This is a genomic window from Corynebacterium vitaeruminis DSM 20294 (assembly GCF_000550805.1).
Classification (GTDB): Bacteria; Actinomycetota; Actinomycetes; order Mycobacteriales; family Mycobacteriaceae; genus Corynebacterium; species Corynebacterium vitaeruminis.
Genome location: NZ_CP004353.1, coordinates 2,883,748 through 2,910,405, shown reverse-complemented (window position 1 = coordinate 2,910,405; position 26,658 = coordinate 2,883,748). Strand labels below are relative to the sequence as shown.

Below are 26,658 nucleotides of genomic sequence, written 5' to 3'. Positions count from 1 at the left end.
ACAGCAGGTTCTACGAAGCGTCGATTGCAGGCAAGAGGGGTCTCATCATGGCGAGAAGGGCAACGATGAAGGACGTCGCCGAGCTGGCGGGGGTCAGCATTCAGACGGTGTCCCGCGTCCTCAACTCCTCGGGCTCCGTGAGCGATCACACGCGCGAGAAGGTGGAGGCGGCGGCAAGGGACCTGCGCTACACCATCAACCTCGCTGCGAAGCAGCTGGCCGCGAAGCACTCCACCGTCGTGGGCTTCCTCGTCGACGGCGAATTGCGCTTCGGTATCGCGGAGATCTTCGGCCACCTGCAGAAGACGGTGCGCGAGCGCCACGAATACCTGGCATTCGCCACGGCCGCGAACGAGCAGGACCAGCTGCTGGATGCCATCGACTACCTCCAAGGCTCTCACGTGAAGGGGCTCATCGTCTTCGCCCCGGAGGCCTCCATGCTCGAGTTCGTCCTCGCGCGCACCTCCCTCCCCTGCGTCGCCATCGCCGCTGGGGTGCAGCCCCGCCACAACATGAGCGTGGTGACCTTCGATCAGGAACCGGCGGTCTACGCGGCCACACGCCAGCTCATCGAGGGCGGCGCCCGCAGGATTGTGAACCTGACCGGCGATATGCACTGCGAGGATGCCCGCCTGCGGCTCGGCGGCTACCGGCGCGCCTGCGAGGCCGCCGGCATCGAGCCGGACTGGATCGTCGGCTGGGGCTGGGCCAACGAGGACGGATACGGCGCCGCCAAGCAGATGCTGGAAAAGGGTGCGCCCGACGCCATCGTCGTGGGAAACGACGACATGGCCATCGGTGCTATGCGTGCGCTGCGGGAGGCGGGGCTCTCCGTGCCGGAGGACGTGCAGGTGATCGGCTTCGACGACCTTACCGTCTCCCGCTACCTCACCCCGTCGCTAACCACCATCGCCCAGAACTTCCGCGAGCTCGGCATGCAGGCCCTCAGCGAGCTCGATCGGCTCGTTGCGGGCGAGACCGGCCAGCTCGTGACCGTCCCCACCCGGACCATCTGGCGCGAGACCACCCGCATCGAGGCATGAAAAAACCTCGCAGGTGCTGCCTGCGAGGTTGGGTGCTTTATGCAGATTGTTCGGCGGCCTGCCTGCCGTAGCGGGCCGCGAGCCAGGAGCAGATCATGAGCTGGACCTGGTGGAAGATCATCAGCGGGAGGATCAACAGGCCGAGGTTCGCGCCGCCGAAGATGACCGCAGCCATCGGCAGGCCCGAGGCCAGCGACTTCTTCGACCCGCAGAACTCGATGGCGATGACGTCCTTGCGTGGGAATCCGGCACGGGAGCTGATCGCCCGGCTCAGCCAGAGCATGAAGCTCACCAGTGCCGCGGAGAAGGCGACGAGGAAGACGATCTGCCACACGCTCACGGTCGACCAGATGCCCTCCACCATGCCCGCGGAGAAGGCCGAGTAGACGACCATCGCGATCGAGCCGCGATCGACGATCTTGGTTGCCTTGTTGGCGGCGATGCCCTTCACCCACCGGCGGGTCAGCTGTCCGAGTACGAACGGGAGGAGGAGCTGGATCGCGATGTCCATGAACACGCTGGTGTCCACGTGCACTCCCCCGCCTCCGGTCGCCGCCCCGCTCATGAGCAGCATGACCAGCAGCGGCGTGAGCACCACGCCCGCGAGATTCGAGGCGGAGGCGGAAACGATGGCCCCGGCCACGTTGCCGCGGGCGATGGAGGTAAACGCCACCGACGACTGCACCGTGGAGGGCACCAGCGTGAGGTAGAGGATGCCGAGGTAGAGCTCGTGCCCGATGAGGCCCTGGATCGGACGCAGGGCTAGGCCGATGATCGGGAACACCACGAAGGTGAACGCCAGGATCGTCAGGTGCAGCTTCCAGTTCTTCAGGCCCTCGAGTGCCTCGTGTGTGGACAGGCGGGCACCGTAAAGGTAGAAGAGCAGGGCGATGGCGATCTTCACGGCCGTCGAGAACCAGTCGGCGAAGGCGCCGCTGGCCGGGAACAGGATGGCCAAGATGACCGCGGATATGATCAGGACGATCAGGGGATCCGGGTTTTTCAATCTGCTGAGCATAGCTAGTTAGTTTAGCCATGGGCCAGCCGCCTGTGGCGTCGTGAAGCGATATGTGTCACAGACTCGTCGATGTTTCACGTGAAACATCGGAGTCCTCGAGGTGGGTGACGGCGATGATCGTTCGGTCCTCGAGCGTGCCGGGTAGCCGCGGTGCTTGCAGCATGGCGAGCAGCTCGCGGGCATCCTCCTCGGCGATGTGCTCGGTCGGCTCGTCAAGGAGCAGGATCGGCGCGTCGCTGATCAGGGCGCGGGCCAGCAGCAGGCGTCGGCGCTGGCCGGAGGAAAGCGAGCCTGCGCCATCCTCGAGAAGCAGGTCGAGGGGCAGCCCGAGGCCGACCGCGTCGAGCACCGCTTCTAGCTCCGCGTCCGTGGCGTCCGGCTTCGCAAGGAGCAGGTTCTCGCGGATGGTGGTCGCAAAGACCCACTCGTCCTCGGAGTGGTACCGTGCCAGGGCGCTCGGCCGCACACGCCCATCCCGGGCCGGTAGCTCCCCCGCCAGGGTCCGCAGCAGGGTCGACTTCCCCATCCCTGAGGGGCCACGGAGGATGATTCTGGATCCGAAGGGAGCGTCGAGGGTCCAGCGCCTCTCGCCGTACGCGCAGAGGAGGTTCTCCGCCGAGACGTCGAGTACCCGAGGCGCCGGGCCCAGCGCTGGCTCCTCGTGGAGCGCACCGCTCACGCGCACCGCCGTCCGGGAGGCCTCGTCGAGGTGGACCGCCGCCTGGTCGAGGCCGCCGTGGGCCTCGAAGCTGGCGAGCGGGATGAGGACGAGCATTCCCAGCCACATCGGGTCGTCCGCATAGGTGTTGAGCCCCACCCAGGCAACGCCAGCGATGGCCAAGCCCTGGGCGAGGGTGCCGAGCGCCCGGGATGCGGCGGTGAGGGACAAGGCGCGCTGCGTCGAGTCCGCCGCCTTCCGTGACGCCTGGGAGGCCTCGCCCTCCAATGCGCCGAGCCGACCCGCGAGGGTGTACTCGGCGCGATCTCTCGTGAGCCGCCCGAGCGCCTCCTCCACGACGTTGAGGTCGCGCACCTGCTCGACCGCCCGCGCGGAACGGGCCGCAAGCATGGGTGCCAGGACCCCGCGCACCACGAAGGCGGCAAGCAGGATGATGGCGGCCCATGGCTGCAGCAGCGCCGCCCACGCGACGGCGATCGCCGACATGACCGCGGCGGTGCCGAAGGGAACGAGCGAGCGCACGAGGGCGTCGGTCATCCGCTGGACATCGGCATCGCGCACCGACACGGAGGTCCCCGGCCGCGAGGCGTCGAAAAGCACGCAGCGAAGCCGAGACTCCGCGCGGAGCGCGATACGGTGCGCGTAGAGCCGGTCCACGTAGCGGAGCGCGCCGCGGGAGATGCCGAGCGCGCGGACGGCGGTGATCGCGACGCTGAGGTCCAGCACCGGCGGCATCTGCCAGGCGCGCGTGATGAGCCACCCGGAAAGGACCGTGAGGCCGAGCGCCGAACAAAGCGTCGCCGTGGACAGGGCGACGGCGGCGAGCACCTGGCGGCGACGCACGCCAGCGCTGGAGAGCAAGGAAATAAGCGACTGAAACGCACTCATAGCTCGATCACCTGGTCCGCGATCGACGCGAGCCTGGGGTCGTGGCTGGCGACCACCACGCACGCGCCCTCCCCCGCCAGGCGGCGCAACAAGGCGCACAGCGCGGGGAGGATCTCCGGGCTGAGGTGGGCGCTCGGCTCGTCGAGGAGCAGCGTGCTCGCGTGCGGGTGTGCGAGCGTGCGGGCGATGGCGACGCGGTGCGCCTGGCCCGTCGAGAGTTCGAAGGGATCTGCTTCCGATTCCTCCAACCCCAGTTGTCCCATCGCGGCCCGGGTGCCCTCCCACGGGGAACCCATGAGCCGCGCGTTGTCACCCACCGTCCCCTTGACGTACGCCGGCGCGGCGGGGAGGTAGGCCAGGTCCCCGGGTGCGGTTACCTGTCCCTCGACGGAGTCGTCCGGCAGGAGTCCCGCGATCGCGAGCAGCGCCGTGGACTTGCCGGAGCCGTTGGCGCCGCGAAGCACAGTGATCGTTCCGGGCGCCGCCTCGAAGGTGAGGCCCCGCGGGGTGTCCCCTTCCCTGCCGTGCACGGTGAGGCGTTCGCAGCGCACCTCGGTCCCCAGCGAGCGGTAGCCGCCCACCGCGCCGGGGGCCGAGCACAGCTCTACCGCCGCGGATGCCGCGGCCATGCCGTCGGCGGCCGCGTGAAAGCTGGCCCCGACGGCGCGCAGCGGGGCGTAGACCTCCGGGACGATGATGAGGACGATGAGCGCCGGGCGCAGCTCGATGCTCCCCGTGACCAGGCGCAGCCCCACCGACACCGCAACGAGCGCCACCGACAGTGTCGCCAGCAATTCCAGCGCGAACGAGGACAGGAAGGCCAGCCGCAGCACGCCCATGGTGGTGGTCGCGTGGCGGCGTCCGGCCTGCTCGAGCTCGCGCCTCGGGGCCTCCTCCCGCCCGTACCGCCGCAGAGTGGTCGCACCGCCCAGGATGTCGGCCAATCGATGCTGGAGCGCGCTGGCGACCCTCAGGCGAGCCTCGGTGTGCCCCCTCGTCAGCCTTCCGATGAGGACCATGAACAGCGGGATGAGCGGCACGGTGCACAGGGCGAGCCAGCCGGCCGGGCGGTCGAGGTAGAAAATCACAGCGAGGGCCGTAGGCGTCGACAAGCAAACGGCAACAAGCGCTGGCACGTACTCGGCGAGGTACGGCCGCAGCCCCTCGAGCTCGCGGCCGAGCGTGAGCGTCCAGCGCGCGGAGTCGGCGCTCACCTCGCGGGGGTCGCGCCGGGCCAGCGCCCGCATTGCCGCCTTGCGCAGCTGGTGAATGGCGTTTCCGGCGCTTTTCGACGCCCATACGGTGCGCAGCCACGAGACCGCGGCCTGGGCGCAGACCACGGCGACGAGCCCAGCGATGACCCATGGTTTCACGTGAAACATTGGAAATTCGGTGATCGCCCCCGCCGCCAGCCCGCCAAGCAGGAAGCCGCGGAGCACGATGAGGCTCGTGTCCGCGGCTTGGGCGATCCCGGTTCCTAGGACGTACTTCGCCGCCGCGGGGCTGACCCGCAGGAGTCGAACGTCGATCGGTCCGGAAGACATGCTAGACGGTCACCCGCTTCCGGAAGACCCAATAGGTCCAGCCCTGGTAGAGGATCACCAGCGGGGTGATGAACCCAGCCGCCCACGTCATGACCACGAGCGTGTAGTGGGTGCTCGCGGCGTTGTGGATGTCAAGGGTCCCCGCCGCGTCGAGGGACGACGGCATGAGGTTCGGGAACAGGGAGCCGAAGAAGAGCGCCACGACGGCCAGCACCGCCAGCGCGGTGGATGCGAAGGCGAGGCCATCCCTGTCCTTCCACACGCTCGCCCCCGCGGCGACGAGTGTCACCGCGGCCACAGCGAGCGCGGCCCAGGTTCCGGGCTTACCCGACATAAGCTGCAGCCACAGGCCGAAGCCGCCGACGACGAGGATTGCCGGGATGAGCGCCTTGGTGGCCATCCCGTGCGCCCGGGAGCGCAGCGGTTCCTCGGCCTTGAGCCCGAGGAAAAGCGCGCCGTGGAGGAAGAAGAGCAGAATGAACGCCGTTCCCCCGAGCAGGCCGAAGGGGTTGAGCAGCCCGGCCAGCGTGCCGAGCCCGGTGTCTATCTGGCGCGCCGAGTCGATGGGCACACCCCGAACGATGTTGGCGAAGGCCACGCCCCACAGCAGCGACGGCACCCACGATCCGATGCCGATGCCGATGTCGCACCGGTCCCGCCAGGCCTGCGAGTGGATCTTCCCGCGCCACTCGAGCCCGACGCCGCGCAGGATGAGCGAGATGAGAATGATGAACAGCGGGAGGTAGAAGCCCGAGAACATCGTGGCGTACCACTCGGGGAAGGCGGCGAACAGCGCGCCGCCAGCGGTGATGAGCCAGACCTCGTTTCCGTCCCAGACCGGGCCGATGGCCTTGAGCGCGGCGTCGCGCTCCTTCCTGCCGAGGAAGGGCAGCAGCATGCCTACGCCGAAGTCGAAGCCCTCGAGGACGAAGTAACCCGCGAAGAGGACGGCGATGAGGATGAACCAGACTGTGTTGAGATCCATGGCCTAGGCCTCCTTAAACGACAGCGGCGCGAGCTCCTCGCTGTCCGGTCCGTAGGTGTCCGCGGCGATGTCTTTGCTCGCCCCGGTCGGAAGCGGCCCCTCGAGGACCTTTCTGCGCATGAGCCAGAACCACACCACGGCGAGCGCGCCATACACGAGGGTGAATCCGATGAGCGAGAACCACACCGTCCACGCCGCGTGGTTGGACACGCCGAAATCCACGATGAGGTGAATGGGCTGGTCGGAGTTGGGGTTCGGCGCGACCACCCACGGCTGGCGGCCCATCTCGGTGAAGATCCAGCCAGCGGAGTTCGCTAGGAACGGGAACGGGATCGCGGCCAGCGTGAGCCACCTGAACCACTTCAGCACCCGCGCGCTGGGCTCCCTGCCCGCCTGCATGGCCTTCTTGCGGGTGAGCCAGAGGCCCACGACCATGAGCAGCAGTGAGCCCACGAGCAGGCCGATCATCATTCGGAAGGACCAGTAGGTGACGAACAGGTTGGGCGAGTAGTTGCCCGGGCCGTAGAGGGCCTCGTACTTCTGCTGCAGGTCTTCCACGCCCTGGAGGGTGACGCCGGAGAACTTACTCCCCGCGAGGAAGCTCAAGACCCCGGGCACCTCGATGAGGTGCTGCACGGAGTCGCAGTTGTTGTGGGTTCCCACGGAAAGGACGGAGAAGCTCGGGTCGGTCTGCGTCTTGCAGAGGGACTCGGCCGCGGCCATCTTCATCGGCTGCTGGACGAACATGAGCTTGGCCTGGATGTCGCCCGTGGCGAACAGTGCGATGGCGCTGAGCCCGGTGACCCACATGCCTAGTCGCGCGGCCGGGCGCCACAGCGCTGCACCGTCGGGGTTTTTGCGCTCCCGGATCATCCACCAACCGGCGATGCCAGCGAGGAAGGTGCCGCCGGTGAGCAGCGAGCCGGACACGGTGTGAGGCCAGGCGGCAAGCGCGGTGGAATTGGTCAGCAGTGCCCAGATATCGGTGAGCTCCGCGCGCCCGGTATCCGGGTTGTACACGGCACCGACGGGGTGCTGCATGAACGAGTTGGCCACGATGATGAAGTATGCGGAGAGGTTCACGGCGATGGCCACGAGCCAGATGCAGGCGAGGTGGACCCACTTCGGGAGCCTCCCCCACCCGAAGATCCACAGGCCGAGGAAGGTGGATTCCACGAAGAACGCGGCCAGACCCTCGAAGGCCAGCGGCGCGCCGAACACGTCGCCGACGTAGCGGGAGTACTCGGACCAGTTCATTCCGAACTGGAATTCCTGGACGATGCCGGTGACCACGCCCATGGCGAAGTTGACGAGGAATAGGGTGCCGAAGAAGCGCGTCGCGCGGTACCAGGACTCCTTCTTCGTCGTGGTCCACAGCGTCTGCATGAGGGCTACTAGGGGTGCGAGCCCGATGGTCAGGGGGACGAAAAGAAAGTGATAAACGGTGGTAATTCCGAATTGCCACCGAGATATGTCGACTACATCCATGAAGCAACAGACTTTCGATATACGGTAGGGGGTATATTAGTAGTCGCTGCCTGCGCCCGCTTAGTTCCGATTGACCACTTAAGGGGCTAACCGTTCGGGGTTATACGTTCTCGTCCTTTCGAATAAAAACACACCTTGTGGCGCTAATTGAAAATCGACGATCCTATATCCATGTGTATCTATATAGGCATGAAAATAGGCCTGAGGTCACCGTCGGGTGTCCCCAGGCCCTGATCCGTGGCCGCCCTAGCTCAGCGCGACGCTGTCGCCATCGACCTTCGCCGTCGCGCTCTTCAGTGGGTCGCGCGCGGGGCCCTGGACGACCGAGCCGTCCTTGATGCTGAACTCCGAGCCGTGCTGGGTGCAGCGCACGATGTCGCCGTTCACCTCGGTGATGGGCGCGCCCGCGTGGGGGCAGGTAGTCGAATACGCCTTGTACTCCCCCTCGGTCGGCTGCGCCACGATGTACTTGCCCACGATCACCGCGCTGCCCACGGGGACGTCCTTCACTGCGACGGAGTTGACCTCCTTGGCGCTGCCGCACGCGGCCAGCAGCGCGCCCGCGAAGGTGGTGGCGGTGCCCACGAGGAACATGCGGCGCGAGCACTGGAATGGCTGAGTGTTCTGAGTCATGGTTCCTAGTATGTCACCTGGCGCTCGCACGTCGCTTGTCGACGCTAAAGTGGGGTGCCTTCCGGGGGGCGAGAAAACCACTTCCACTCCCCTTTCTCGGCACCTTGCCAGGCGAAGCTATTTCGTCACTGTGACGGTTTTGGCAAAGCGGCCGAGAAGCTCCTGCCAGAAGGATTTGAGCTCATCTCGGGACTCGAGCGACTCGAGCTTGTCGTGGCTTACCCCGAAGGAACCCTTCGGGGTACCGTCCTTGGCGCTCTTGGGCGAGCAGTTGATGGACACCTTGGAGCCGTCCTCGAGATCGATCTTCCAGTACCGCCACTTCTCGCTCTCGGTGGTGCGGGGCTCCCCGGCCGCCGGGATCGGGATGAGTTCGTAGTTCTCGCTCATGAAGGCGACGAACTTATCGAAGAGTTCGAGCCAGTCGCCGTTGAGGGTCTTGCTCGCCGAGGCCGAGTAGGTCCCGTTGCACGTCTGCCCCACCACGCGTCGGCCGATCTGCTGCTCGACGCTAATGGTCACGCCCTGTGCCCACCACGGCTCGATGCCAGCGTCAATAACAAGAAGTGCCATCTCCTTGTGCGCAATGTTATTAATGTCCTTGCCGGAGACCTTCTCGAGGTACTCGATCCACTGGAGACCGGTGCGGCCGGTCTTTGCTTGCAAACGTGCGTCGTCCATAGGGCTATTTAACAGCATGGATGTCCCGTGGACAATCAAGCGTTCGACTCTCGAAGAAGGATCGCGTGCAATGTTGTTTACAAGGGGTCGAGGAGAAGCGTAACGATACGGCTCCCATTTGATACTCGAACGGTCATTCGAGCGGAATCCTCAAATTGTGATCGATGTTCCCCCGCCTTATACAATCCCCAAAAGAATCCCTCTCATGCATGATTCTCGGCCCCGCCCAAGGAACTCAAACCAACCCTCTAGGAGATAAGAAGTGAAATACCCCACCTATGACATTCGGCCCCGAACGATGTGGTTTGGCCAAGACGTTGTGGGTTGCAGGAATTACCCGCACGTCATCCAGCAGGTCCTTGCAAACGTGTCTCCGGACAGCGATGGGAATCGCTACTTTTCCGTTGAACTCGTGTTGGAGCCCGACAACCCGATGTTGGGGCGCAATCAGGCGGTTTCGATTCGGTTTAACGACCAAGTTCTCGGTTACCTCCCCGAATCGACCGCTGCTGCTTATTGGCCGGAATTGGCGCGCATCGCAGCGACCGCGCTCAGGCCAGTCACCACTGCACGGCTTGTTCCCGGCACAAATACCTACGGGGAGAGCCCAGACGCCAACGTTTCATTAGCCCTCGGGCGACCCGGCACCGTTGTCCCGGTTAATGCCCCTCCCTTTGAGTCCTGGGCCCTGCTCCCCTGGGGCGAAGGCATTCCTCTGTTGAAGATTCCGGGTGAAGAGCATGGAATGAGCGCGTACCTCCCACAGACGGGCGAGGCTCTCGTGCTGTTTACCCTCCACCAGGCATTTTCGCCAGAAGGCGAACCTGTGATCCAAGTCCGCTTGAATGGGCGGCCTGTCGGCACCGTTCCCCAGACATCCAGCGCAGGGCTGCTTAGCGCCGTTGAGCAGATGCAGAACATGGGCCTTAGCCTCGTGGTTCGCGGGCTCGTCGGCGGGACTCGGCAGTCTCCGCAGGCCGTCATCTACGGCGCAACCGCCGATCAGCTGGACGTGGATTTCCTGAGTTTTCCGAAGATCAACCCGCTGTCTCGACTTGTCGAGCAGGGTGAGACCTACTTCGTCCCTGATGCCTGGCAAGGCAACACGGCCCGTCCCGCTCCGCAGCAACAGCCGCCGGTGGCAGCCAGTAATCAGGCAAATCCATACGGCCAGGTGGCCAACTCCCCACAGAATCAACCATGGCCGAATGCTCAAAACTCGGTGCAGCAGGGATTCGTGGGCCAGCAGTTTGTCCAGCCGCAGCCAGCTCCCCAGATCGTCAACAACATCTACAACAACTCAGCCTATGCGGCTCCGGCACCTATTCCTTACGGGGAAAAGAACATTGTGGTCGCATACGTTCTGTGGCTGTTCTTGGGCTTCTTTGGCGCGCACCGCTTCTACCTGGGCGAGAATGTCGGTGGTGTCCTCCAGTTGCTCACGGTGGGCGGCGCGGGTCTTTGGTGGATGCTCGATGTCGCACTCATCCCAGGACTGGTGGATTCTGCCAACCGACGGCGCTATTAGAAAGTGGGCGTTCTGGGGCCTTGGCTGCCAAAAGCGGCTATCAAAGCGATAGCGGCGCGGCTCAAGGCGTAATAGGGACGGGCTCTCGGTGTGCCGGTAACGGGCCCGAGTCCCCTCCCTACTGTTAGCCCATTTAAGCAAGAGGAAGTAGATCATGAGTGGGGCGGGGCCTAGGCCGCAAAACCGCATTGTTTAAGAGTTAAACGATCAGGTTTTGAGCGTAGGAGGATGTTTAGTCACTATCCAATCGCCTGAAGTCGGCAACGAACTACCTCGGCAAATCCTGAGCACCCGGCATTCTTGAGACTGGAAAAGGTGTTCGCCTATGGTAGATAGCCTCCGCGAGGATGTCCTCGGTGTAATAAAACTGCCATGAGCCGCGGGTTTCTGCCGCCAGGAGGCCGAACCACGCATGTAATGTTGCCGAACACCAGATGTTGGCATCCGGCAACACAGAATTTTCGACCGGCACGTAGGACATGAAAAGATCCTAGGCGATGGTGGGTGTCTACGCCTGCTCAGAAGATCCCTGTTCAAGGTACATGAGGTCGAATACGGCTTGACGTTGCTCTTCCTTCTTCTCCTCCAGAAGCCTGAGTACCTCCTTGGTATCCAGCCGGTGGTGCGAACCGACCATGGTGGCGGAGAGCCTACCGTTGCGGATGTACTTCATCACCGTTGGACGAGAGACGCCTAGGAGTGAGGCCGCCGTCGTGGTGGTGATACGTGGGGGCATCGTTGAAATGCTGATGGCACGGCCATCGCAAATGGCCTTCAAGACGGTGGCAAAGACAGCGTTGAGCTCCTGCGGGACGCGCATGCCCCCGTTTGCGGTAAACGAAGGCGAGCCGCCTTCGAGCTGCTCGGCGAACTCTCTAACAAGAATCTGGTCTTCCTCGCTCAAGCGAAGCGAATCCTGTGGCAAGGTGCTCATGATTGCGGTGCCCCTCCTAGAGTGCGGTTGAGCAGAACGGTAGCAGGGTTTCAGTTATATCTGCAACCCCTACCAAAACTCTCTGGCTTGGGCATTGCTGAGTGGCCTTCGGCCGTCGAAAAGCAAAAAGCCCAGGCCAAAAGGCCTGGGCGCACACCTGCCAACCTAGCGGGTGGCCTGCTTCATCGCGGAGACGAACTCGGCGAGCTCCTTCTTGAGCCCCTCGAGGTCGGTGACGCGGGCGGGTTCGGGGTGGGAGCCTACGCAGTGCGACTCGATGATCTTGGTGATCGCGGAGCCCGTGATGGCACCCGAGGCGCCCGCGGCGATGGCGTCGGCCACGTGCTGCGGGGTCGAGATGCCGAAGCCGAGCAGCACCGGGGCGCCGCCAAAGCGGGTCACGTTGGCCACGACGTCCTTTAGGCCGGTGGTCTTGGACTCGCGCTCGGTGCCGGTGACGCCGTCGCGGGAGATGGCGTAGATGTAGCCCTCGGAGTGCGCGGCGACGCCCTCGAGGGTGGCCTCGCTGGCCTGGGCCGGGGCGATGAAGATCGGGGCGATGCCGGCCTTCTTGGCGGCCGCGATGAACGGCTTGCCCTCGCGGACGGGGACGTCGGGAAGCAGGATGCTGTCCGCGCCCGCGTCCTTGAACTCCTGGTAGAAGGGCTCGAGCCCGCGGGTGAACGGGACGTTGCCGTAGATGAGCATGCCCAGCGGCAGGTCGGGGAACTCCGCGCGGATCTGACGGATAAGCTTCAGCGACCCATCCACGGTGGCGCCGTTGTCGAGCGCGCGCAGGTGGGACTTCTGGATGGTCGGGCCGTCGGCGACCGGGTCGGAGAACGGCACGCCGAGCTCGAGGGCGTCCGCACCGGCGTTGACCAGCGTGCGGATGATCTCCAGCGAGTCGGCGGGGGTCGGATCGCCGAGCATGACGAAGGGGACGAACGCGCCCTCGCCGCGGGAGGCGAGGTCGGCGAATAGCTTCTCGTAGCGGCTCATGGTTACTGCTCCTTCAGCTTCAGCTCGGGGTGGGCCTCGAGGGTACGGCGGATGTGGTCGACGTCCTTGTCGCCGCGGCCGGACAGGGACACGAGGATGGTGATGGGCTTCTTCTCCTCCTCCGCGAGCGCGGCGCGCTTGAGCGCGTAGGCCATCGCGTGCGAGGACTCGAGCGCCGGGATGATGCCCTCCTTGAGGCTGAGCAGCTGGAAGGCCTCCAGCGCCTCGGCGTCGGTGATGGCCACGTACTTCGCGCGGCCGGTGGCGGAGAGGTAGGCGTGCTGCGGGCCCACGCCCGGGTAGTCGAGGCCAGCGGAGATGGAGTAGGACTCCTCCACCTGGCCGTCGGAGTTGCGCATGAGGTAGCTCTTGGCGCCGTGGAGGATGCCGATCTGGCCGTTGGAGATGGTCGCGCCGTGCTTGCCGGAGCTCAAGCCCTCGCCGCCCGGCTCGGCGCCGACGAGCTCGACGCCCTCCTCGTCGATGAAGTCCGCGAACAGCCCGATCGCGTTCGAGCCGCCGCCGACGCACGCGACGACCACGTCGGGCAGGCCGCCCGTGCGCTCGAGCATCTGCTTCTTGGCCTCCTCCGAGATGACCCGGTGGAACTCGCGCACGATGGTCGGGAACGGGTGCGGGCCCGCGGCGGTGCCGAGCAGGTAGTGGGACTCGTGGAAGGTGGCGGTCCAGTCGCGCAGCGCCTCGTTGACGGCGTCCTTGAGCGTGCCGGAGCCGGAATCCACCGGCACGACCCGGGCGCCCATGAGCTGCATGCGGTAGACGTTGGGCTGCTGGCGCTCGACGTCCTTGGCGCCCATGTAGATGACGCAGTCGAGACCGAGCAGCGCGCAGGCGAGCGCCGTTGCGGTGCCGTGCTGGCCCGCGCCGGTCTCGGCGATGATGCGGGTCTTGCCCATGCGCTTGGCCAGCAGCGCCTGGCCGATGACCTGGTTGGTCTTGTGGGCGCCGCCGTGGACCAAGTCCTCGCGCTTCAGGAAGATGCGGGCATAGCCCTTGCCCTTGCCGGGAAGCGGCAGGTTGGAGCACTCGGTCAGCGGCGTGGGGCGGCCGAGGTAGTCCTTGAGGTAGCCGGCCAGCTCCTCGCGGAAGGCGGGGTCGTTCTGCGCGTCGACGAAGGCCTTCTCCAGCTGGTCGAGGGCAGGGATGAGCGACTCGGGGACGAACTGGCCGCCGAACTCGCCGAAGTACGCGGGCAGCAGCGTGGCGCCGCCGTCGCGAAGCGTGGAATCAGTCATTGTCTAGTCCTTTGGAATTATTAATAGAAGCTGCGGATAGTTCGGAAGGCCGAGGCGATGGCCGCGGCGTCCTTGTGCCCGGCCCACACGCCCGCACCCGCGGGGTATTCCAGTCCGGAGTTGAGGTCGAGGCCAGCGCAGCCGACCTCAAGGGCCGCCGAGACGTTGTCCAGGCCCAGGCCGCCAGCGAGCAGTGACTTGGCCTTGACCTCGTCCGGGATCGTCGACCAGTCGAAGCTCTCGCCGGTACCGCCGTCGCCCGCGTCGAGCACGAGCCGATCCACGTCGTCCGCGAGGGCGCGAGCCAGCTCGCCGGCGGAAGGTGCGCTCATGGAGACGGCGCGCCACACCTCCCGCCCCCCCGCCACCGCGCGAACCGAGGCGACGAGCGCACGCTCGGCCTCGACGGAGCCCTGGTAGGGCGCGTGAATCTGCAGCGCGGCGATGCCCGGGAAGGCCAGCTCCTCCCAGCCGCTCGTGTGGCGGGAGACGGCCACGAAACGCAGGCCGGGCTCGGCGGCGATGATTTCCTCCGATGTTTCACGTGAAACATTGCGGGAAGACGCCTCCTCGAAGATGAGGCCTCCGTAGATCGCGCCAGCCGCGCGTGCTGCCTGGGCGGCGGTTCCGGAGCGAAGGCCGCACACCTTGTTCGGCCCGTAGACCAGCTCGCGGGCGGCCGCGTCGACGTCCGGCTGGCTGGTCAGTTGCGAGCCCACGAGGAAGGCGTTGGAGTGCCCACCGAGCGCGCGGACGGTCTGCACGTCGCGGATGCCGGACTCGGAGACGATCGCCACCCCTTCCGGCGCAAGCCCGGCTAGCCGCCCGGAACGGGACAGGTCGATGGAGAGATCGTGCAGGTTGCGGTGGTTGATGCCGAAGATCTTCGCGCCGAGCCTCGTCGCGCGCTCGACCTCTTCCTCGTCGATGATCTCGGTGAGCACATCGAGGCCGAAGCGCTCGGCCTCCGCGGCAAGCGTGCCGTAGGCCTCGTCGTCAAGCACCGAAAGCATGAGCAGGATGGCATCGGCGCCGAAGTAACGGGCGGCGTGGATCTGCACCTTGTCGATGATGAAGTCCTTGCACAGCACCGGCAGGTGGGTCGACGCGCGCACGGTGGCGAGGTGGTTGTAGTCGCCGTGGAAGCGCTCCGGCTCGCACAGCACCGAGATGCCCGCCGCGTAGCGCGAATAGACGCGCGCGATGTCGCCTGGGTGGTAATCGCCGCGGATGAGTCCCAGCGACGGCGAGGCCGACTTGCACTCCATGATGAAGGCGTTCTTGTGGCCGTAGAGGTTGTCGAAGAGGCTCCGGTCCGATTTTTCTAGCTTGTCGACGTCTACGTGGGCGATCCGAGCCCGAATCTCATCCAGGTGCGTGCGGCGCGCCGAGACGATGCCCTCGAGGACGGTGGGAAGCTTACTTTCCGCCATAGTTGGCCTCCTCGTGGAACTGCAGCCACTTGTTCACCGCGCCGGACTCTAGCAGCGACTTGGCCAGCTCCACGCCCTCCTTGATGGTCTCGGTCTTGCCGTGGAGGTAGAACATCGCTCCCGCGTTGGCGGCCAGGGCGTCGCGGTGGGCCTGCGGGCCGCGGCCGGCGAAGCTCTCGCGCATGAGGCGGGCGTTCTCGGTGCCGTCGCCGCCGGCCAGGTCGGACAGCTGGTAGGTGCCCACGCCCAGGTCGGAGGGGGTGAGCTCGTAGTGGGTGATCTCGCCGTCGCGCAGCTCCCAGACCTGCGTGGTGCCATGCACCGCGATCTCGTCGGTGCCCGCGCCGTGGACGACGAGCGCGCGGTCGCGGCCGAGCTCGCGGAAGACCTCCGCGATCATCTGACCCATCTCCGGCTTCGCGATGCCCATGATCTGGAACTGCGGGCGCACCGGGGAGAGGATCGGGCCCAGGGTGTTGAAGATGGTGGGCACCTTCAGCGCGCGGCGAACCGGCATGACGTGCGCGATCGCCGGGTGGTAGGCGGGCGCGAACAGGAAGGTGAAGTTGGAGGCCTCGAACTGGCGCACGGCGCGCTCGGGGTCGAGGTCGAGCGAGATGTTGAGCGCCTCGAGGACATCCGCGGAGCCCGACTTGGAGCTCACGGAGCGGTTGCCGCACTTGACCACCTTGCAGCCGCCAGCGGCCGCGATGAGCGAGGCACCGGTGGTGATGTTGATGGTGTTGGCGCCGTCGCCGCCGGTGCCGGCGGTGTCCAGCACCCCTTCCCCACTGACGGGGAACGGGCGTGCGGCATCGAGGAAGGCGCGGGCGGCGCCCACGACGTCAGCGAAGGTCTCCCCGCGGGTGCGCAGGGTGGCCAGAAGGGCCGCGATGTGGATGTCCTCGTACTCGCCGAAGGTCAGCGGGCGGAAGACCTCCTCTGCTTCCTCGATGGTGGGCTCAAAGTTATCGAGGAAGGCGATGAGCTTCTCGACGTGTTCTGCGGTGGACATAAAATTTACCTCGTTACTATTGTGTGCAATGAAAACTAAGCGTTAAGAAGCGCCTCGATGCAGCGATCGAGGATGATCGGCCCCTTCGGGGAGAGCACCGACTCCGGGTGGAACTGCAGGCCGATGCCCTTTCCGTCCGGGGTCTGCGCGGCCATGATGACCTCGCCGATCTCCGAGTCGCAGGTGCCCAGCGAGACCAGCTTATCGGCCTGCGTGCAGCCCAGCGAGTGGTAGCGGGCGATCGGCACCTTCGTGCCCTGGAAGCCGTTCTCCGGCCCGGCGTCGACGGTGAGGTCGGCGAAGATGGGGCTTTCAAGCCCCGCCTCGGTGAGCGTCATCCGGTCGGTGGTGCCGTGCACCGGCCCGCACGGGCCGACCTTGCCGCCGAAGTGCTCCAGCAGCGCCTGGAAGCCCAGGCAGATGCCCAGGAGCGGGATCTTCCCGATAGTCGCCTCGATGAGGCGCATCATGTTGCCCGCCTCCAGCGGGTGGCCGGGCCCGGGCGAGAGCACGATGAGGTCCGGTTCGGCGGCGAGGATCTCCTCCCCGGAGACCGTGTTGCGGAACACCGTGCAGCGGTAGCCGCCCACGGCGAAGGCGTCGACCAGGTTGTAGACGAAGGAGTCGTGGTTGTCCAAGAGGACGACGTGGATGTCCTGGTTGCGGTTCATTAGCGGATAACCTCCGGGGTCGTTCCCTGTGCCAGGGCGATGGCGTTGATCACCGCGTAGGCCTTGTGCAGCGTCTCGTCGGCCTCCGACTGCGGGACCGAGTCGCGAACCACGCCCGCGCCCGCCTGCACGATGGCCTTGCCGTCCTGGATGAAGGCGGAGCGGATGACGATGCAGGTGTCCATGGAGCCGTCGCCGCGCAGGTACCCCACGGCGCCGCCGTAGGAGCCGCGCCGGGTCCCCTCGACTCCACGCAGCAATTCCATTGCGCGCAATTTTGGTGCGCCGGTCAGCGTGCCCATGTTCATGCACGCGCGGTAGGCGTCGAGCGCGTCGAAGTCGGGATCCAGCGTCGCGGTCACGCGGCTGACCAGGTGCATGACGCGCGAGTAGCGGTCCACCTGCAGCAGGTCGGCGACCCGGCGGGTGGCGGGCACCGCGACGCGGGCCAGGTCGTTGCGGGCCAGGTCCACGAGCATCGTGTGCTCGGCGATCTCCTTGGCGTCGGTGCGCATGTCCAGCTCGGCGCGGATGTCGAGCTCGTGGTTGACCGTGCCGTCGGGATTGAGCCCGCGCGGCCGGGTCCCGGCGATCGGGTACAGCTGCACCTCGCGGGTGTCGACATCGAACTTGAGGTTGGACTCCGGCGAGGCGCCGATGAGCTCGTAGGTCTTGCCCGCCGCCAGGCCGCGCACGTAGAACATATAGGGGCTGGGGTTGGTCGACCGTAGGCGTCGATAAGCGGCGAAAGCGTCGGTGCAGGTCATCTCGAAGGCGCGCGCGGGCACGACCTGGTAGATGTCGCCGTCGTAAATGTTGCCCTTGAGCGCCTTGACCTGGTCGCGGAAGTCGTCGTCGGTCACCGTCGCGAGCACCTTCAGCGGCCCATCGGCGCTGGTCGCGGGCTCGTCGTAGGAGGTCGGGGCGCTCGCGATGCGGTCAGCGAGGTCGTCGAGGCGGGCGTCTAGCTCGTGCTTGTCGACGCCTACGGCTTCCACCTCGGCGGTGCGAGAAAGGTGATCGATGACCAGGTAGGTCTCCGCCACGAGGAACTGGTAGTCGGGGTAGGTGTTGGGGCCCGGGCCGACTGCGGGCAGCTTCTCGAAGGTGTCGAGGTAGTCGAAGGCGAAGCCGCCGCCGAGGAAGGGCAGGTACTCGCCCGCGTAGCCCGCGTCGAGCTGCAGCTTGCGCAGCACCTCGGCCGTGCTGGGCGCCTGGAGGCGACGGCGCTCGTCGTGCTCGTCGGACAGCGAGAAGCCGAAGGTCACGGTGTCCCCCGCGCCCGCGGTGACGTACCCGGACAGCTGGCCGCGCAGCCGCTCGACGATGGCCCTACCGGTGTCGGTGAGCGCCTCCGCCGTCACCTCCTGCCCCACGCAGGTCACCCGCACGGCCGCGGACAGGATGGCCACACACATGGTGTTCTTCTTCGACTCGATGTCGCTGGACTCCAGCAGCACCGAGTCCTGCGCATCGAGGCCGCCCAAGTGGGCGAACAACGCCGAGGCGTCCTCGTGATAGCGCACTTCTCGCTTATCGACGATCATAAAATACCTTTCGCTTCCGGCCCATTCTATAAGGCGACCGGTAATTGCTTACTCGCTGAGTCCCTCTTCGCGGTTGGACTCCTTGGTCATCTCGGCGAGCACCTTGGCCACGTCGGGGTGGGTGACGGGGTGGGTGGCCGGATCGAGCGTGGCGAGGTCGCCCAGGATGTTGCGGACGTAGGCGACGTCCTTGTCGCCGCGGCCGGACAGGTTGACCAGGATGTTGATCTCCTCGCCGGTCTCCTCGGCGTGCTCGGCCATCTTCAGCGCGTAGGCGAGCGCGTGGGAGGACTCGAGAGCGGGGATGATGCCCTCGTAGCGCGAGAGCATGCGGAAGGCCTGCAGCGCCTCGGCGTCGGTGATGCCGTAGTACTGAGCGCGGCCGGTGGTCATGAGGTATGCGTGCTCGGGGCCCACACCCGGGTAGTCGAGGCCAGCGGAGACAGAGAAGCTCGGCAGGACGTTGCCCTCGTCGTCCAGCAGCACGAAGGAGCGGAAGCCGTGCAGGAAGCTGACCTTGCCGCGCTCGAGCGGGGCGCCGTGCTTGCCCGAGTCGAGGCCCTGGCCCGCGGGCTCCACGCCGATGATCTTCACGTTCTCGTTGCCCGGCTTGTCGGTGAGGTAGTCGGCGTACGCGCCGATGGCGTTGGAGCCGCCGCCGACGGCCGCGACCACGGCGTCTGGGAGGCGGCCGGTGCGCTCGAGCATCTGCTCGCGCGACTCCCGCGAGATCACCGACTGGAACTCGTGGACGAGCTTCGGGAACGGGTGCGGGCCCACCGCCGAGCCGATGAGGTAGTGGGTGGATTCCAGGTTCTCGACCCAGTCCATCAGCGCAGTATCGATGGCGTCCGACATGGAGTCGCCGTGCTCGTTGGACACCGGCACGACCTCTGCGCCCATCAGCCGCATGCGGTAGACGTTGGGCTGCTGGCGGGCGACGTCCTTGGCCCCCATGTAGATGGTGCACTTCATGCCCATGAGCGCTGCCACCATGGCGGTGGCGGTGCCGTGCTGGCCGGCGCCGGTCTCGGCGATGAGGCGGGTCTTGCCCAGGCGCTTGGCCAGCAGCGCCTGCGCCAGTACCTGGTTGCCCTTGTGTGCGCCGCCGTGGACCAGGTCCTCGCGCTTGAGGAAGATGCGCGCCTTACCGCGGCCGCGACCCTCTAGCGGCAGGTTCGTGCACTCGGTGATCGGGGTCGGGCGGCCCAGGTAGTTGCGCTGCAGCTCGTCGAGCTCGCGGGCGAACTCCGGATCGTTGAGGGCGTCGACGTAGGCCTTCTCCAGCTCGTCGAGGACGGGGAAGAAGATCTCCGGGACGTACTGGCCGCCGAACTCGCCGAAGTAGGCGTCGATCAGGGTGTCGCGGACCTCGCCGAGGACTGGGTGCTGGTGAGACATTATCTGCTAAAGCCTTTCAAGAAGTTGGTTCTATGGGGGTTGTCGCCTCTTCAACTTCTGCGGCTTGGCCAGTTCCTGCTAGCAAAAAAGGCCCGCCGCTTCGTCGAAGAAGCTTGTGCGAGCCAAGGAAAAATTGATGCACCACAATGGCCCGCCGGTTAAGCGCGCCACCACCAGTTACGCATCGATGTGTTCACGAAAGAAAAATTACCCCACCTTCTTTGTCCCGTGCAAGGGGACACGGCGAAGGCGGGGGAGGAAACGGAGGTGCCTAGCTGTCCTGGGCGCTGGCCGCGCGCCGGGCCGCGTCGAGGTCGACCTGGGCGGGGGCGCTCCCGCAGCCGCCGTCGCCGCAGTCGCAGCTTCCGTCCTCGCAGCCGTCCTCGGCGTTGAGATGCTCGTCGAGAAGCACCGCGGTGCGGGCGCCGTAGTTCGCGCCAACGCTGAGCAGGATGATGCCGCCGACAAACGCCAGTGCGGGCAGGATCCACATCCAGCCGGTGGCGATGAACGCGAGGAAGGCGCCGAGGATCCACGCGATGGCGGCCACCACCCACACCGGGCCCGCGACCTGGTGCGATGCCTTCCAGACCTCTTCGGACTTGCGCACCTCGGGGACCTTGATGCCCACCACCGAGTTGCCGGGGAGGCGCCGGGTCCACGCTAGCGCGCCGATGACAAAGAGGGCGATGCCCAAGACGGAGAGGATAATGCCGATGATCATGGCACCTACTCTATCCCCCTCCCGCGCCGTGCTCGCACTCCGCGCGGGCGGCCTCTCCCCCGTGGCGTTGGGTTGGTGCCCGCATTGACCATCCGGGCGCTTTGATGTGGCTTTAAGCCTGCAAAAGTGAGAAATTTCGCAGCCCGAAACCTATATATGAATAGGTAATTCGTTTCCCACCGCGTAAATTATGCCTTAACCCGCCCCCGAGCTTGATCGATCGAGCTTCGGGACGGCGCACCGGCCAAAGGGCCTCGCCCCAAGTCGCGGCGCCAGCGCGTGTTTTTTGAGCCCACGCCCCACGCCACCCGCAGTGGGAATGATGGGACTTTCCCAACCGCATAATCACACGAATCTCACAAAGGTTTCATCATGGACTTCAAACGACTGTCATCGTCGCTGCTGTTCAGGATCGTCGTCGCGATCATCCTGGGCATCGTGTGCAGCTTCTTCTTCCCAGTGCCGCTGGCCCGCGTGTTCGTCACCTTCAACGGGCTGTTCGGTAACTTCCTGAGCTTCTTCGTCCCGGTCCTCATCTTCGCGCTCATCACCCCGGCCATCGCGGGCCTGGGTCGCGGGGCGGGCAAGTGGCTGGCGATCACCACGGGCATCGCCTACGGCTCCGCGCTGGTCTCCGGGCTCATCGCCTGGGGCGTGGCCACCGCCCTCTACCCCACCCTGCTCGCGGGGCACGCGAAGGTGACCGTCTCCGACATCGAGGAGGGCGCGCTGCAGCCGTTCATCAAGGTCGACATGCCGGCCCCGATGGAGGTCATGACCGCACTCATCCTCGCCTTCGTCGTGGGCGTGGCGATGACCAGCGTGAAGTCCGATACCCTCTACGGCGGCGTCGCCGACCTGCGCCGCGTGGTCATGAAGGTGATCTCCTCCTTCATCGTGCCCCTGCTGCCGATCTACATCTTCGGCATGTTCCTGTCTTTGGGCATGAACGGCAACCTGGTGGACACTCTCTCCGCCTTCGCCAAGGTCCTAGTTCTCGCCATCTGCATGAGCTTCGTCCTCCTGCTGCTGCAGTTCACCGCCGCCGGTTCCATCGCGGGCAAGAACCCGCTGCGCGCGCTGAAGAACATGATGCCCGCCTACTTCACCGCGCTGGGCACCTCGTCTTCGGCCGCAACCATCCCGCTCACCTACGAGTGTGCCCGCAAGAACGGCATCTCCAAGTCGGTCGCGGGCTTCGTCATCCCGCTGTGCGCGACCATCCACCTGTCCGGCTCGATGATGAAGATTACGCTGTTCGCCTTCGCCATCATGTTCATGGACGGCATGGATATTCCGCTGGGCACCGCCGTCGGCTTCATCCTCATGCTGGGCGTGACGATGGTTGCCGCGCCGGGCGTTCCTGGTGGCGCCATCATGGCCGCGGTCGGCCTGCTTTCCTCCAGCCTGGGCTTTAACGACGATCAGGTTGCACTCATGATTGCCGCCTACATCGCCATCGACTCCTTCGGCACCGCTTGTAACGTCACTGGCGACGGCGCCATTGCGATGGTCGTCGACAAGTTTGCCAAGGGCAACATCGAGCGCTCCGAACTTGACGACGAGGACGATCTCGGCCTCGCTGCTGCCATCTCTGGCCTCGACGAGCAGGACTAACCTGTAGCTATACGCAATAACACCCCGCCTCCCTCATAAGAATGAGGGAGGCGGGGTGTTTCACGTGAAACATCGGCCAGTTGCCGGCTGCCCGAAACGCTACTGCGTGCTGTTCGGCATCCCCTCACCCAGGGGAAGCGTGAAGGTGAAGGTCGCTCCCTTGCCGAGGCCGGGTGAGGTTACGGACAGCGTTCCGCCGTGAGCCTCGACGAGCCCACGGGCGATGGTCAGCCCAACGCCGGATCCTCCACCGGAGGTGCTGCGGGCACCGTCCCCGCGATAGAAACGCTCGAACACCCGCGCCTGCTGGTCGGGGCTCAGGCCCTCTCCGGTGTCGCTGACTCCTATGCGCACCATGCCGGTAGCGGCACTCCCTCCGCTGCCCGCGTGCGCAACAGGCACGACCCCATCCCCCACTCCGCCCGCGCCGTCGCCTGAAACAATGGAACTCTCGATACCGGGCCCTTCGGCAAAGATGGTGACCGTGCCACCCGGCGGCGTATGGCGCAGGGCGTTGGCTAGGAGGTTGCCCAGTACCTGCCCGAGCCTTTGCCTATCGGCGTTGACCACCCATTGCTGTGGGATGGCGCGCAGGTGGAGCTGGACCCCTTTGGTGGCGTAGGGCTCGCGATAGGAGGAGTAAGTCACCTGCACCAGCTCCGCTAGGGAGATCGGTTGCCGGTGCAATTCGATGCGCCGCTCCTGCGCGCGGGAGACCTCGTCGATGTCGGCAATGAGGCGCTTGAGGCGTCCTAGTTGTTCGTCGAAGACGTCTTGGGTCTCTTGGTTCCACTCCACGACGTCGTCCTGAAGCCCCTCGCAATACACGCCGAGCACGGACACCGGCGTGGCCATCTCGTGGGCGAGATCGGAAAGGAGCTGCCGGCGCAGCGCCTCGGTGTTGTCGATACGCTCGGCCATGATGTTAAAGGCGCTGGTGAGCATGGCCATCTCGGGGCCTGCGGCACGGGCGACGTCGGTAGGCACCCGGGTAGCGTAACGTCCCTGGGCCACGTCCGAGGCTGCGCGGGTGAGCTCGGTGAGGGGGCGCTTGATGCGCAGCGACAAAAGCCACCCGGCGACACCGGCGCACAGGGAGGCGACAATGATCGCAACCGAAAGGGTAGCCGCCCCGGCATCGCGGTAGGCCTGCTCGACGTGGGTGAGCTCACTGGAGGGATCTGACAGGCCCGCCATGAGCAGGTGCTCGTGGAACAGCCGCGGCCCGATAACAAGGGCGATTGCCCCGGCCGCCAGCAGGCTCGCCGCCGCAACGGCGATTTGAGCCAAGAGAAATCTGATGCTGAGCGGTACTCGGTTCATGGCTGTCCCATTCGGTAGCCGACCCCGCGCACGGTGGCGATGGTGGCGCGGCTGCCGTGGCTTGCGAGCTTGCGCCTGACATTGCCTACATGCACGTCGACGACGCGCTCCTCCCCTATCCAGTCCGTCTCCCACACGGTTGCGACCAGTTCCTCGCGGCTGAGCACCTGGCCGGGTTTGGTGGCCAGTGCCTGCAACAGGTCAAACTCGAGTTTGGTGAGTGCCACCTCGCGGCCTGCACACCAGGCCTGATGGGCGGCGGTGTCGATGGTGAGATCCTCGACTACTGTGTGTGCCGGATCTATCGCTGTGCTGGCCGTTTCCTTGGTGGCTTGCCGGGCGCGGGGGCGCCGCAGAAGCGTGTGAATGCGGGTGACGAGCTCGCGCACGCTAAAGGGCTTGGAGAGGTAGTCATCCGCCCCGGTAGTCAGCCCCGTTATCCGGTCTTCTTCGGCACCCCGGGCGGTGAGCATGAGGATGTAGCAGTCGGAAAACTCGCGGATTTTCTGGCATACCTCGAGCCCGTCCATCCCGGGCAGGCCGAGGTCGAGGATGATGACATCGGGCGCGGTCAGGCGGGCGGTGGCGACCGCGTCGGGGCCTGTGAATTCCTGTCCCACGCGAAATCCTGCCCGCTCGAGGTAGGCCGCGATCATCTTCGATAGGGGCCTTTCGTCTTCGACGATGAGCACGTATTGCTCCGGCTGTGTCGGAAGGGTCATTACTCCAGTATCGCCAGTATCACCCGGGCAATCTTTACATAATCTTCATATTCACCATCTGTGCCCGAGTTTTCTTGCTTTCCGACGGTGACAAGGCGTCACAGGCTGGGCTTTTCAGCTCCGTGTTCGGCGTGCCCTCCCAATGTGTGTGAGGGAGATCACCACTTACGATCGAAGGGGTGCGCCACGGGTGAGGTACGGCCTTACTTTTCTCACCTCGGGGGTGTTAGAACTTCCTCAAGTCCCGTGCCACGCATGACGCTTCCGCGTTAGTGGCTGACCTCGAGCAAGCAACCAAGGAGAAGCCGTGAAACGTCGGCAAGCAACAATCGCAACGCTATCGATTCTGACCGCTGCAGCCAGCTTCGTAGGGCTGACAGCCTGCGGCAGCGAGCAAGCTGACTCTGCAGCGTCGAACGCCTCCGCATCAAGCAGCTCCTCAGCCGGCGCCAACGAGCTGCTTGCCAAGTACGAGCTGCAGGACAAGGACGCGACCACGATCATCGACGAGCTCGATCGCCTGGTGGTGGCGGATCGCCCCAGCGACCTGCGGGCATCTGTGCGCCCGGACGAGCTTCAGATTGCCAACGCGAACAATAAGGAGGAGTTTCTCAGCCTCCCGCTTCCGGACAACACCACCTACATCTCCGTGGCCCCCTATGAGTTCCAGACGCACGATTGCTTCTACCACAGCCTGACCACCTGCAAGGGGGAGCTGGCCAACACCCCGATCCACGTCACCTTCACGGACAAGGACGGAAACACGCTCATCGACGAGGACACCACGACCTTTGACAACGGCTTCGCCGGGTTCTGGGTGCCGGAGGAGACTACGGGAACGATCACCGTCCAGTCCGAAGGCAAGACGGGCACGGTTGACTTCGATTCCACCGCCGACGGTGCTACCTGCGTCACCACACTCAAGCTCTCCTAAGCAGAAGGGAAATCAACCCAGTAATGAATGTCACGAGACGGCAATTCCTCCTCGGCGGCCTCGGCATTGCGGGTGGGGTCACCCTTGCCGCCTGCGGCGGGCAAACGGGTGGCTCCTCCTCGAGCCCGTCTGTCACCAAAGCCTTCCCCACCCCCTCGGTGTTGCCTGATCCCGCGGTTCACAAGAAGCTCGTGGCGAAACAGCGCAGTATTGATCTCGGCGGAATTGAAGCCAGCACCTGGGGCTATGAGTCGCAAGACGGCAACCCCACCATCGAGGTCACCGCCGGGGACATCCTGCAGGTCGACATCGACAATCAGCTCCCGGAGTCCACCTCCATCCACTGGCACGGACTGGCGGTGCCCATGGCATCCGATGGCGTCCCTGGTATTACCCAAGACCCCATCGAGCCCGGTGAGGCCTTTACCTACAGCTTTCAGGTGCCGCATTCGGGCACGTATTTCTACCATTCACATAGCGGCATTCAGCTCGACCGCGGCTTGCACGCTCCTTTGATCGTGCGCGATCCTTCCGATCCGGGTGATTATGACGTCGAATGGACGATCTTCCTCGACGATTGGCTTGATGGCATCGATGGGCACACCCCGGATGAGCAGCTAGCCATGTTTGACTCAATGAGCGGCACGAGTGGCGCCTCGATGGAGGGCATGGATCATTCCATGCACAACATGGCCGCCACGACGGAATCTGCAAGTACACCTTCGGCCGGTGCGGCGTCGGCAGCCATGGCGGGCATGCACGCAGGCCCGGGCGATCCTGCGCTCGGCGGCGACGCGGGCGATCTGGCCTACCCGCATTACCTGCTCAATGAGCGCATTCCGGCGGCCTGCCGCACCTTTGAGGCCAAGGTCGGTCAGAAGGCCCGGCTGCGTTTTATCAACGCCGGCGCCGATACCATCTTCAAAGTCGCCCTCGGCGGGCACTCGATGACTGTCATTGCTACCGACGGTTATCCGGTCGTGCCCAAGCAGGTCGATTCCTTCTACCTTGGCATGGGTGAGCGTGCCGACGTTGAGGTCACGCTTGCCGACGGGGTGTTCCCGCTAACCGCGCTCGCGGCCGGCAAAGACGGGCGCGCCTTTGCGCTGGTGCGCACCGCCTCCGGTGAGGCCCCCAGTCCCGAGGCCAGCTTCGTGCAGCTCGAAGCCCCTGCGGCATTCCTGACTGATCTCGTCGCTGCCGACTCCGCGCGTCTTGCCTCAGGCGAACCCGACGTCCGTCTGGATGTGGAACTGACCGGACAGATGATGCCGTATAAGTGGGGAATGTCCATTGACGGCGACACCCTAGCCACGGTCAATTCCGGCCAGCGCGTGCTGATGACCATGCGCAACACCACTGCCATGGCGCACCCGATGCACATCCACGGTCATACCTGGTCCCTGCCGGACAATGGGGGCCTGCGCAAGGACACCATCTTGATCCTGCCCGGCCAGTCCGTGAACGCGGAGCTGATAGCCAACAACCCCGGCGACTGGGTGTTCCACTGCCACAACGGCTACCACATGGCAACCGGCATGATGGCGCAGCTGAACTACTAAAGGCTTGTGCATCGCACGCGAATCGGAAAG

Annotated in this window: 24 protein-coding genes; 5 read left to right on the top strand and 19 right to left on the bottom strand. The window is 65.3% G+C overall.

Features of this window, described 5'->3' with window-relative positions; genetic code table 11:
* Positions 1–47 precede the first annotated feature (47 nt).
* Entirely contained in the window at positions 48–1,043 is a 996-nt protein-coding gene (locus tag B843_RS13015) for a LacI family DNA-binding transcriptional regulator (RefSeq protein WP_025253925.1), read from the top strand.
* Positions 1,044–1,080: 37 nt separating this feature from the next.
* Here the strand turns inward: B843_RS13015 and B843_RS13010 are convergent, their stop codons facing one another.
* The 7 genes from B843_RS13010 to B843_RS12980 form a co-directional block, all read right to left on the bottom strand.
* Positions 1,081–2,061, bottom strand: coding sequence for a bile acid:sodium symporter family protein (locus B843_RS13010; protein ID WP_025253924.1), 981 nt, complete (start codon positions 2,059–2,061; stop codon positions 1,081–1,083).
* 55 nt (positions 2,062–2,116) lie between these two features.
* A complete protein-coding gene (gene cydC / locus B843_RS13005) occupies positions 2,117–3,628 on the bottom strand; it encodes a thiol reductant ABC exporter subunit CydC (protein ID WP_038595603.1) in 1,512 nt (503 codons plus the stop codon).
* Positions 3,625–5,172 carry an ABC transporter transmembrane domain-containing protein gene (locus tag B843_RS13000; RefSeq protein ID WP_025253922.1) on the bottom strand — a complete coding sequence of 516 codons (1,548 nt, stop codon included), beginning with the start codon at positions 5,170–5,172 and terminating at the stop codon, positions 3,625–3,627. The genes cydC and B843_RS13000 overlap by 4 nt, the downstream gene beginning before the upstream one ends.
* Before the next feature lies 1 nt (position 5,173).
* On the bottom strand, positions 5,174–6,157 hold the full coding sequence (gene cydB, locus B843_RS12995; RefSeq protein ID WP_025253921.1) for a cytochrome d ubiquinol oxidase subunit II: 984 nt from the start codon (positions 6,155–6,157) through the stop codon (positions 5,174–5,176).
* A gap of 3 nt (positions 6,158–6,160) precedes the next feature.
* Positions 6,161–7,645: a cytochrome ubiquinol oxidase subunit I gene (locus B843_RS12990; protein ID WP_025253920.1), complete on the bottom strand. Its 1,485-nt coding sequence runs from the start codon at positions 7,643–7,645 to the stop codon at positions 6,161–6,163.
* Between the two features lie 246 nt (positions 7,646–7,891).
* Positions 7,892–8,239: a Rieske (2Fe-2S) protein gene (locus tag B843_RS12985; protein ID WP_025253919.1), complete on the bottom strand. Its 348-nt coding sequence runs from the start codon at positions 8,237–8,239 to the stop codon at positions 7,892–7,894.
* A gap of 156 nt (positions 8,240–8,395) precedes the next feature.
* On the bottom strand, positions 8,396–8,959 hold the full coding sequence (locus tag B843_RS12980; RefSeq protein ID WP_025253918.1) for a hypothetical protein: 564 nt from the start codon (positions 8,957–8,959) through the stop codon (positions 8,396–8,398).
* A 262-nt stretch (positions 8,960–9,221) separates the two neighbouring features.
* Between B843_RS12980 and B843_RS14045 the strand changes: the two genes are divergently transcribed.
* Positions 9,222–10,487, top strand: a complete 1,266-nt coding sequence (locus tag B843_RS14045; protein WP_025253917.1) for a TM2 domain-containing protein — start codon at positions 9,222–9,224, stop codon at positions 10,485–10,487.
* Positions 10,488–10,755: 268 nt separating this feature from the next.
* On the opposite strand, the gene B843_RS13650 is transcribed toward B843_RS14045, so the two are convergent.
* The 10 genes from B843_RS13650 to B843_RS12930 form a co-directional block, all read right to left on the bottom strand.
* Positions 10,756–10,968 carry a hypothetical protein gene (locus tag B843_RS13650; protein ID WP_081751603.1) on the bottom strand — a complete coding sequence of 71 codons (213 nt, stop codon included), beginning with the start codon at positions 10,966–10,968 and terminating at the stop codon, positions 10,756–10,758.
* 27 nt (positions 10,969–10,995) lie between these two features.
* Entirely contained in the window at positions 10,996–11,421 is a 426-nt protein-coding gene (locus tag B843_RS12970) for a helix-turn-helix domain-containing protein (protein ID WP_025253916.1), read from the bottom strand.
* 165 nt (positions 11,422–11,586) lie between these two features.
* Complete coding sequence (trpA, locus tag B843_RS12965) at positions 11,587–12,423, bottom strand: tryptophan synthase subunit alpha (RefSeq protein ID WP_025253915.1); 837 nt, start codon at positions 12,421–12,423, stop codon at positions 11,587–11,589.
* A gap of 2 nt (positions 12,424–12,425) precedes the next feature.
* A complete protein-coding gene (gene trpB / locus B843_RS12960; RefSeq protein ID WP_025253914.1) occupies positions 12,426–13,679 on the bottom strand; it encodes a tryptophan synthase subunit beta in 1,254 nt (417 codons plus the stop codon).
* Between the two features lie 20 nt (positions 13,680–13,699).
* On the bottom strand, positions 13,700–15,112 hold the full coding sequence (gene trpCF, locus B843_RS12955; protein WP_025253913.1) for a bifunctional indole-3-glycerol-phosphate synthase TrpC/phosphoribosylanthranilate isomerase TrpF: 1,413 nt from the start codon (positions 15,110–15,112) through the stop codon (positions 13,700–13,702).
* Positions 15,099–16,127 carry an anthranilate phosphoribosyltransferase gene (gene trpD, locus B843_RS12950; protein ID WP_025253912.1) on the bottom strand — a complete coding sequence of 343 codons (1,029 nt, stop codon included), beginning with the start codon at positions 16,125–16,127 and terminating at the stop codon, positions 15,099–15,101. Before trpD ends, trpCF begins: the two co-directional genes overlap by 14 nt.
* A 35-nt stretch (positions 16,128–16,162) precedes the next feature.
* Complete coding sequence (locus B843_RS12945) at positions 16,163–16,798, bottom strand: anthranilate synthase component II (protein ID WP_025253911.1); 636 nt, start codon at positions 16,796–16,798, stop codon at positions 16,163–16,165.
* A complete protein-coding gene (locus B843_RS12940; protein WP_025253910.1) occupies positions 16,798–18,345 on the bottom strand; it encodes an anthranilate synthase component 1 in 1,548 nt (515 codons plus the stop codon). The genes B843_RS12945 and B843_RS12940 overlap by 1 nt, the downstream gene beginning before the upstream one ends.
* 48 nt (positions 18,346–18,393) lie before the next feature.
* A complete protein-coding gene (gene trpB, locus B843_RS12935; RefSeq protein WP_025253909.1) occupies positions 18,394–19,746 on the bottom strand; it encodes a tryptophan synthase subunit beta in 1,353 nt (450 codons plus the stop codon).
* Between the two features lie 271 nt (positions 19,747–20,017).
* Positions 20,018–20,470, bottom strand: coding sequence for an SdpI family protein (locus tag B843_RS12930; RefSeq protein WP_025253908.1), 453 nt, complete (start codon positions 20,468–20,470; stop codon positions 20,018–20,020).
* Between the two features lie 372 nt (positions 20,471–20,842).
* Between B843_RS12930 and B843_RS12925 the strand changes: the two genes are divergently transcribed.
* Entirely contained in the window at positions 20,843–22,087 is a 1,245-nt protein-coding gene (locus B843_RS12925; protein ID WP_025253907.1) for a dicarboxylate/amino acid:cation symporter, read from the top strand.
* A gap of 99 nt (positions 22,088–22,186) precedes the next feature.
* Here the strand turns inward: B843_RS12925 and B843_RS12920 are convergent, their stop codons facing one another.
* Complete coding sequence (locus B843_RS12920; RefSeq protein WP_025253906.1) at positions 22,187–23,410, bottom strand: sensor histidine kinase; 1,224 nt, start codon at positions 23,408–23,410, stop codon at positions 22,187–22,189.
* The gene (locus tag B843_RS12915) at positions 23,407–24,132 is read right to left on the bottom strand and encodes a response regulator transcription factor (RefSeq protein WP_025253905.1); all 726 of its coding nucleotides are present in this window, start codon (positions 24,130–24,132) and stop codon (positions 23,407–23,409) included. Before B843_RS12915 ends, B843_RS12920 begins: the two co-directional genes overlap by 4 nt.
* Before the next feature lie 307 nt (positions 24,133–24,439).
* On the opposite strand from B843_RS12915, the gene B843_RS12910 reads away from it, so the two are divergent.
* Both B843_RS12910 and B843_RS12905 read left to right on the top strand, forming a co-directional pair.
* On the top strand, positions 24,440–25,066 hold the full coding sequence (locus B843_RS12910) for a CueP family metal-binding protein (RefSeq protein WP_025253904.1): 627 nt from the start codon (positions 24,440–24,442) through the stop codon (positions 25,064–25,066).
* 23 nt (positions 25,067–25,089) lie between these two features.
* Complete coding sequence (locus B843_RS12905; RefSeq protein WP_025253903.1) at positions 25,090–26,628, top strand: multicopper oxidase family protein; 1,539 nt, start codon at positions 25,090–25,092, stop codon at positions 26,626–26,628.
* Positions 26,629–26,658 lie beyond the last annotated feature (30 nt).

Excerpts from the sequence above, each read along its gene's own strand:
- B843_RS13015 (WP_025253925.1), top strand. The coding sequence starts at position 48 with ATGGCGAGAAGGGCAACGATGAAGGACGTCGCCGAGCTGGCGGGGGTC.
- B843_RS12980 (WP_025253918.1), bottom strand. The coding sequence starts at position 8,959 with ATGGACGACGCACGTTTGCAAGCAAAGACCGGCCGCACCGGTCTCCAG.
- B843_RS12925 (WP_025253907.1), top strand. The coding sequence starts at position 20,843 with ATGGACTTCAAACGACTGTCATCGTCGCTGCTGTTCAGGATCGTCGTC.
- B843_RS12990 (WP_025253920.1), bottom strand. The coding sequence starts at position 7,645 with ATGGATGTAGTCGACATATCTCGGTGGCAATTCGGAATTACCACCGTT.
- cydB (WP_025253921.1), bottom strand. The coding sequence starts at position 6,157 with ATGGATCTCAACACAGTCTGGTTCATCCTCATCGCCGTCCTCTTCGCG.
- trpD (WP_025253912.1), bottom strand. The coding sequence starts at position 16,127 with ATGTCCACCGCAGAACACGTCGAGAAGCTCATCGCCTTCCTCGATAAC.
- B843_RS13010 (WP_025253924.1), bottom strand. The coding sequence starts at position 2,061 with ATGCTCAGCAGATTGAAAAACCCGGATCCCCTGATCGTCCTGATCATA.
- B843_RS12915 (WP_025253905.1), bottom strand. The coding sequence starts at position 24,132 with ATGACCCTTCCGACACAGCCGGAGCAATACGTGCTCATCGTCGAAGAC.
- B843_RS12920 (WP_025253906.1), bottom strand. The coding sequence starts at position 23,410 with ATGAACCGAGTACCGCTCAGCATCAGATTTCTCTTGGCTCAAATCGCC.
- B843_RS12970 (WP_025253916.1), bottom strand. The coding sequence starts at position 11,421 with ATGAGCACCTTGCCACAGGATTCGCTTCGCTTGAGCGAGGAAGACCAG.
- trpB (WP_025253909.1), bottom strand. The coding sequence starts at position 19,746 with ATGTCTCACCAGCACCCAGTCCTCGGCGAGGTCCGCGACACCCTGATC.
- trpB (WP_025253914.1), bottom strand. The coding sequence starts at position 13,679 with ATGACTGATTCCACGCTTCGCGACGGCGGCGCCACGCTGCTGCCCGCG.
- B843_RS13000 (WP_025253922.1), bottom strand. The coding sequence starts at position 5,172 with ATGTCTTCCGGACCGATCGACGTTCGACTCCTGCGGGTCAGCCCCGCG.
- B843_RS12985 (WP_025253919.1), bottom strand. The coding sequence starts at position 8,239 with ATGTTCCTCGTGGGCACCGCCACCACCTTCGCGGGCGCGCTGCTGGCC.
- B843_RS12940 (WP_025253910.1), bottom strand. The coding sequence starts at position 18,345 with ATGATCGTCGATAAGCGAGAAGTGCGCTATCACGAGGACGCCTCGGCG.
- B843_RS12945 (WP_025253911.1), bottom strand. The coding sequence starts at position 16,798 with ATGAACCGCAACCAGGACATCCACGTCGTCCTCTTGGACAACCACGAC.
- trpA (WP_025253915.1), bottom strand. The coding sequence starts at position 12,423 with ATGAGCCGCTACGAGAAGCTATTCGCCGACCTCGCCTCCCGCGGCGAG.
- B843_RS12905 (WP_025253903.1), top strand. The coding sequence starts at position 25,090 with ATGAATGTCACGAGACGGCAATTCCTCCTCGGCGGCCTCGGCATTGCG.
- B843_RS12930 (WP_025253908.1), bottom strand. The coding sequence starts at position 20,470 with ATGATCATCGGCATTATCCTCTCCGTCTTGGGCATCGCCCTCTTTGTC.
- trpCF (WP_025253913.1), bottom strand. The coding sequence starts at position 15,112 with ATGGCGGAAAGTAAGCTTCCCACCGTCCTCGAGGGCATCGTCTCGGCG.
- B843_RS13650 (WP_081751603.1), bottom strand. The coding sequence starts at position 10,968 with ATGTCCTACGTGCCGGTCGAAAATTCTGTGTTGCCGGATGCCAACATC.
- cydC (WP_038595603.1), bottom strand. The coding sequence starts at position 3,628 with ATGAGTGCGTTTCAGTCGCTTATTTCCTTGCTCTCCAGCGCTGGCGTG.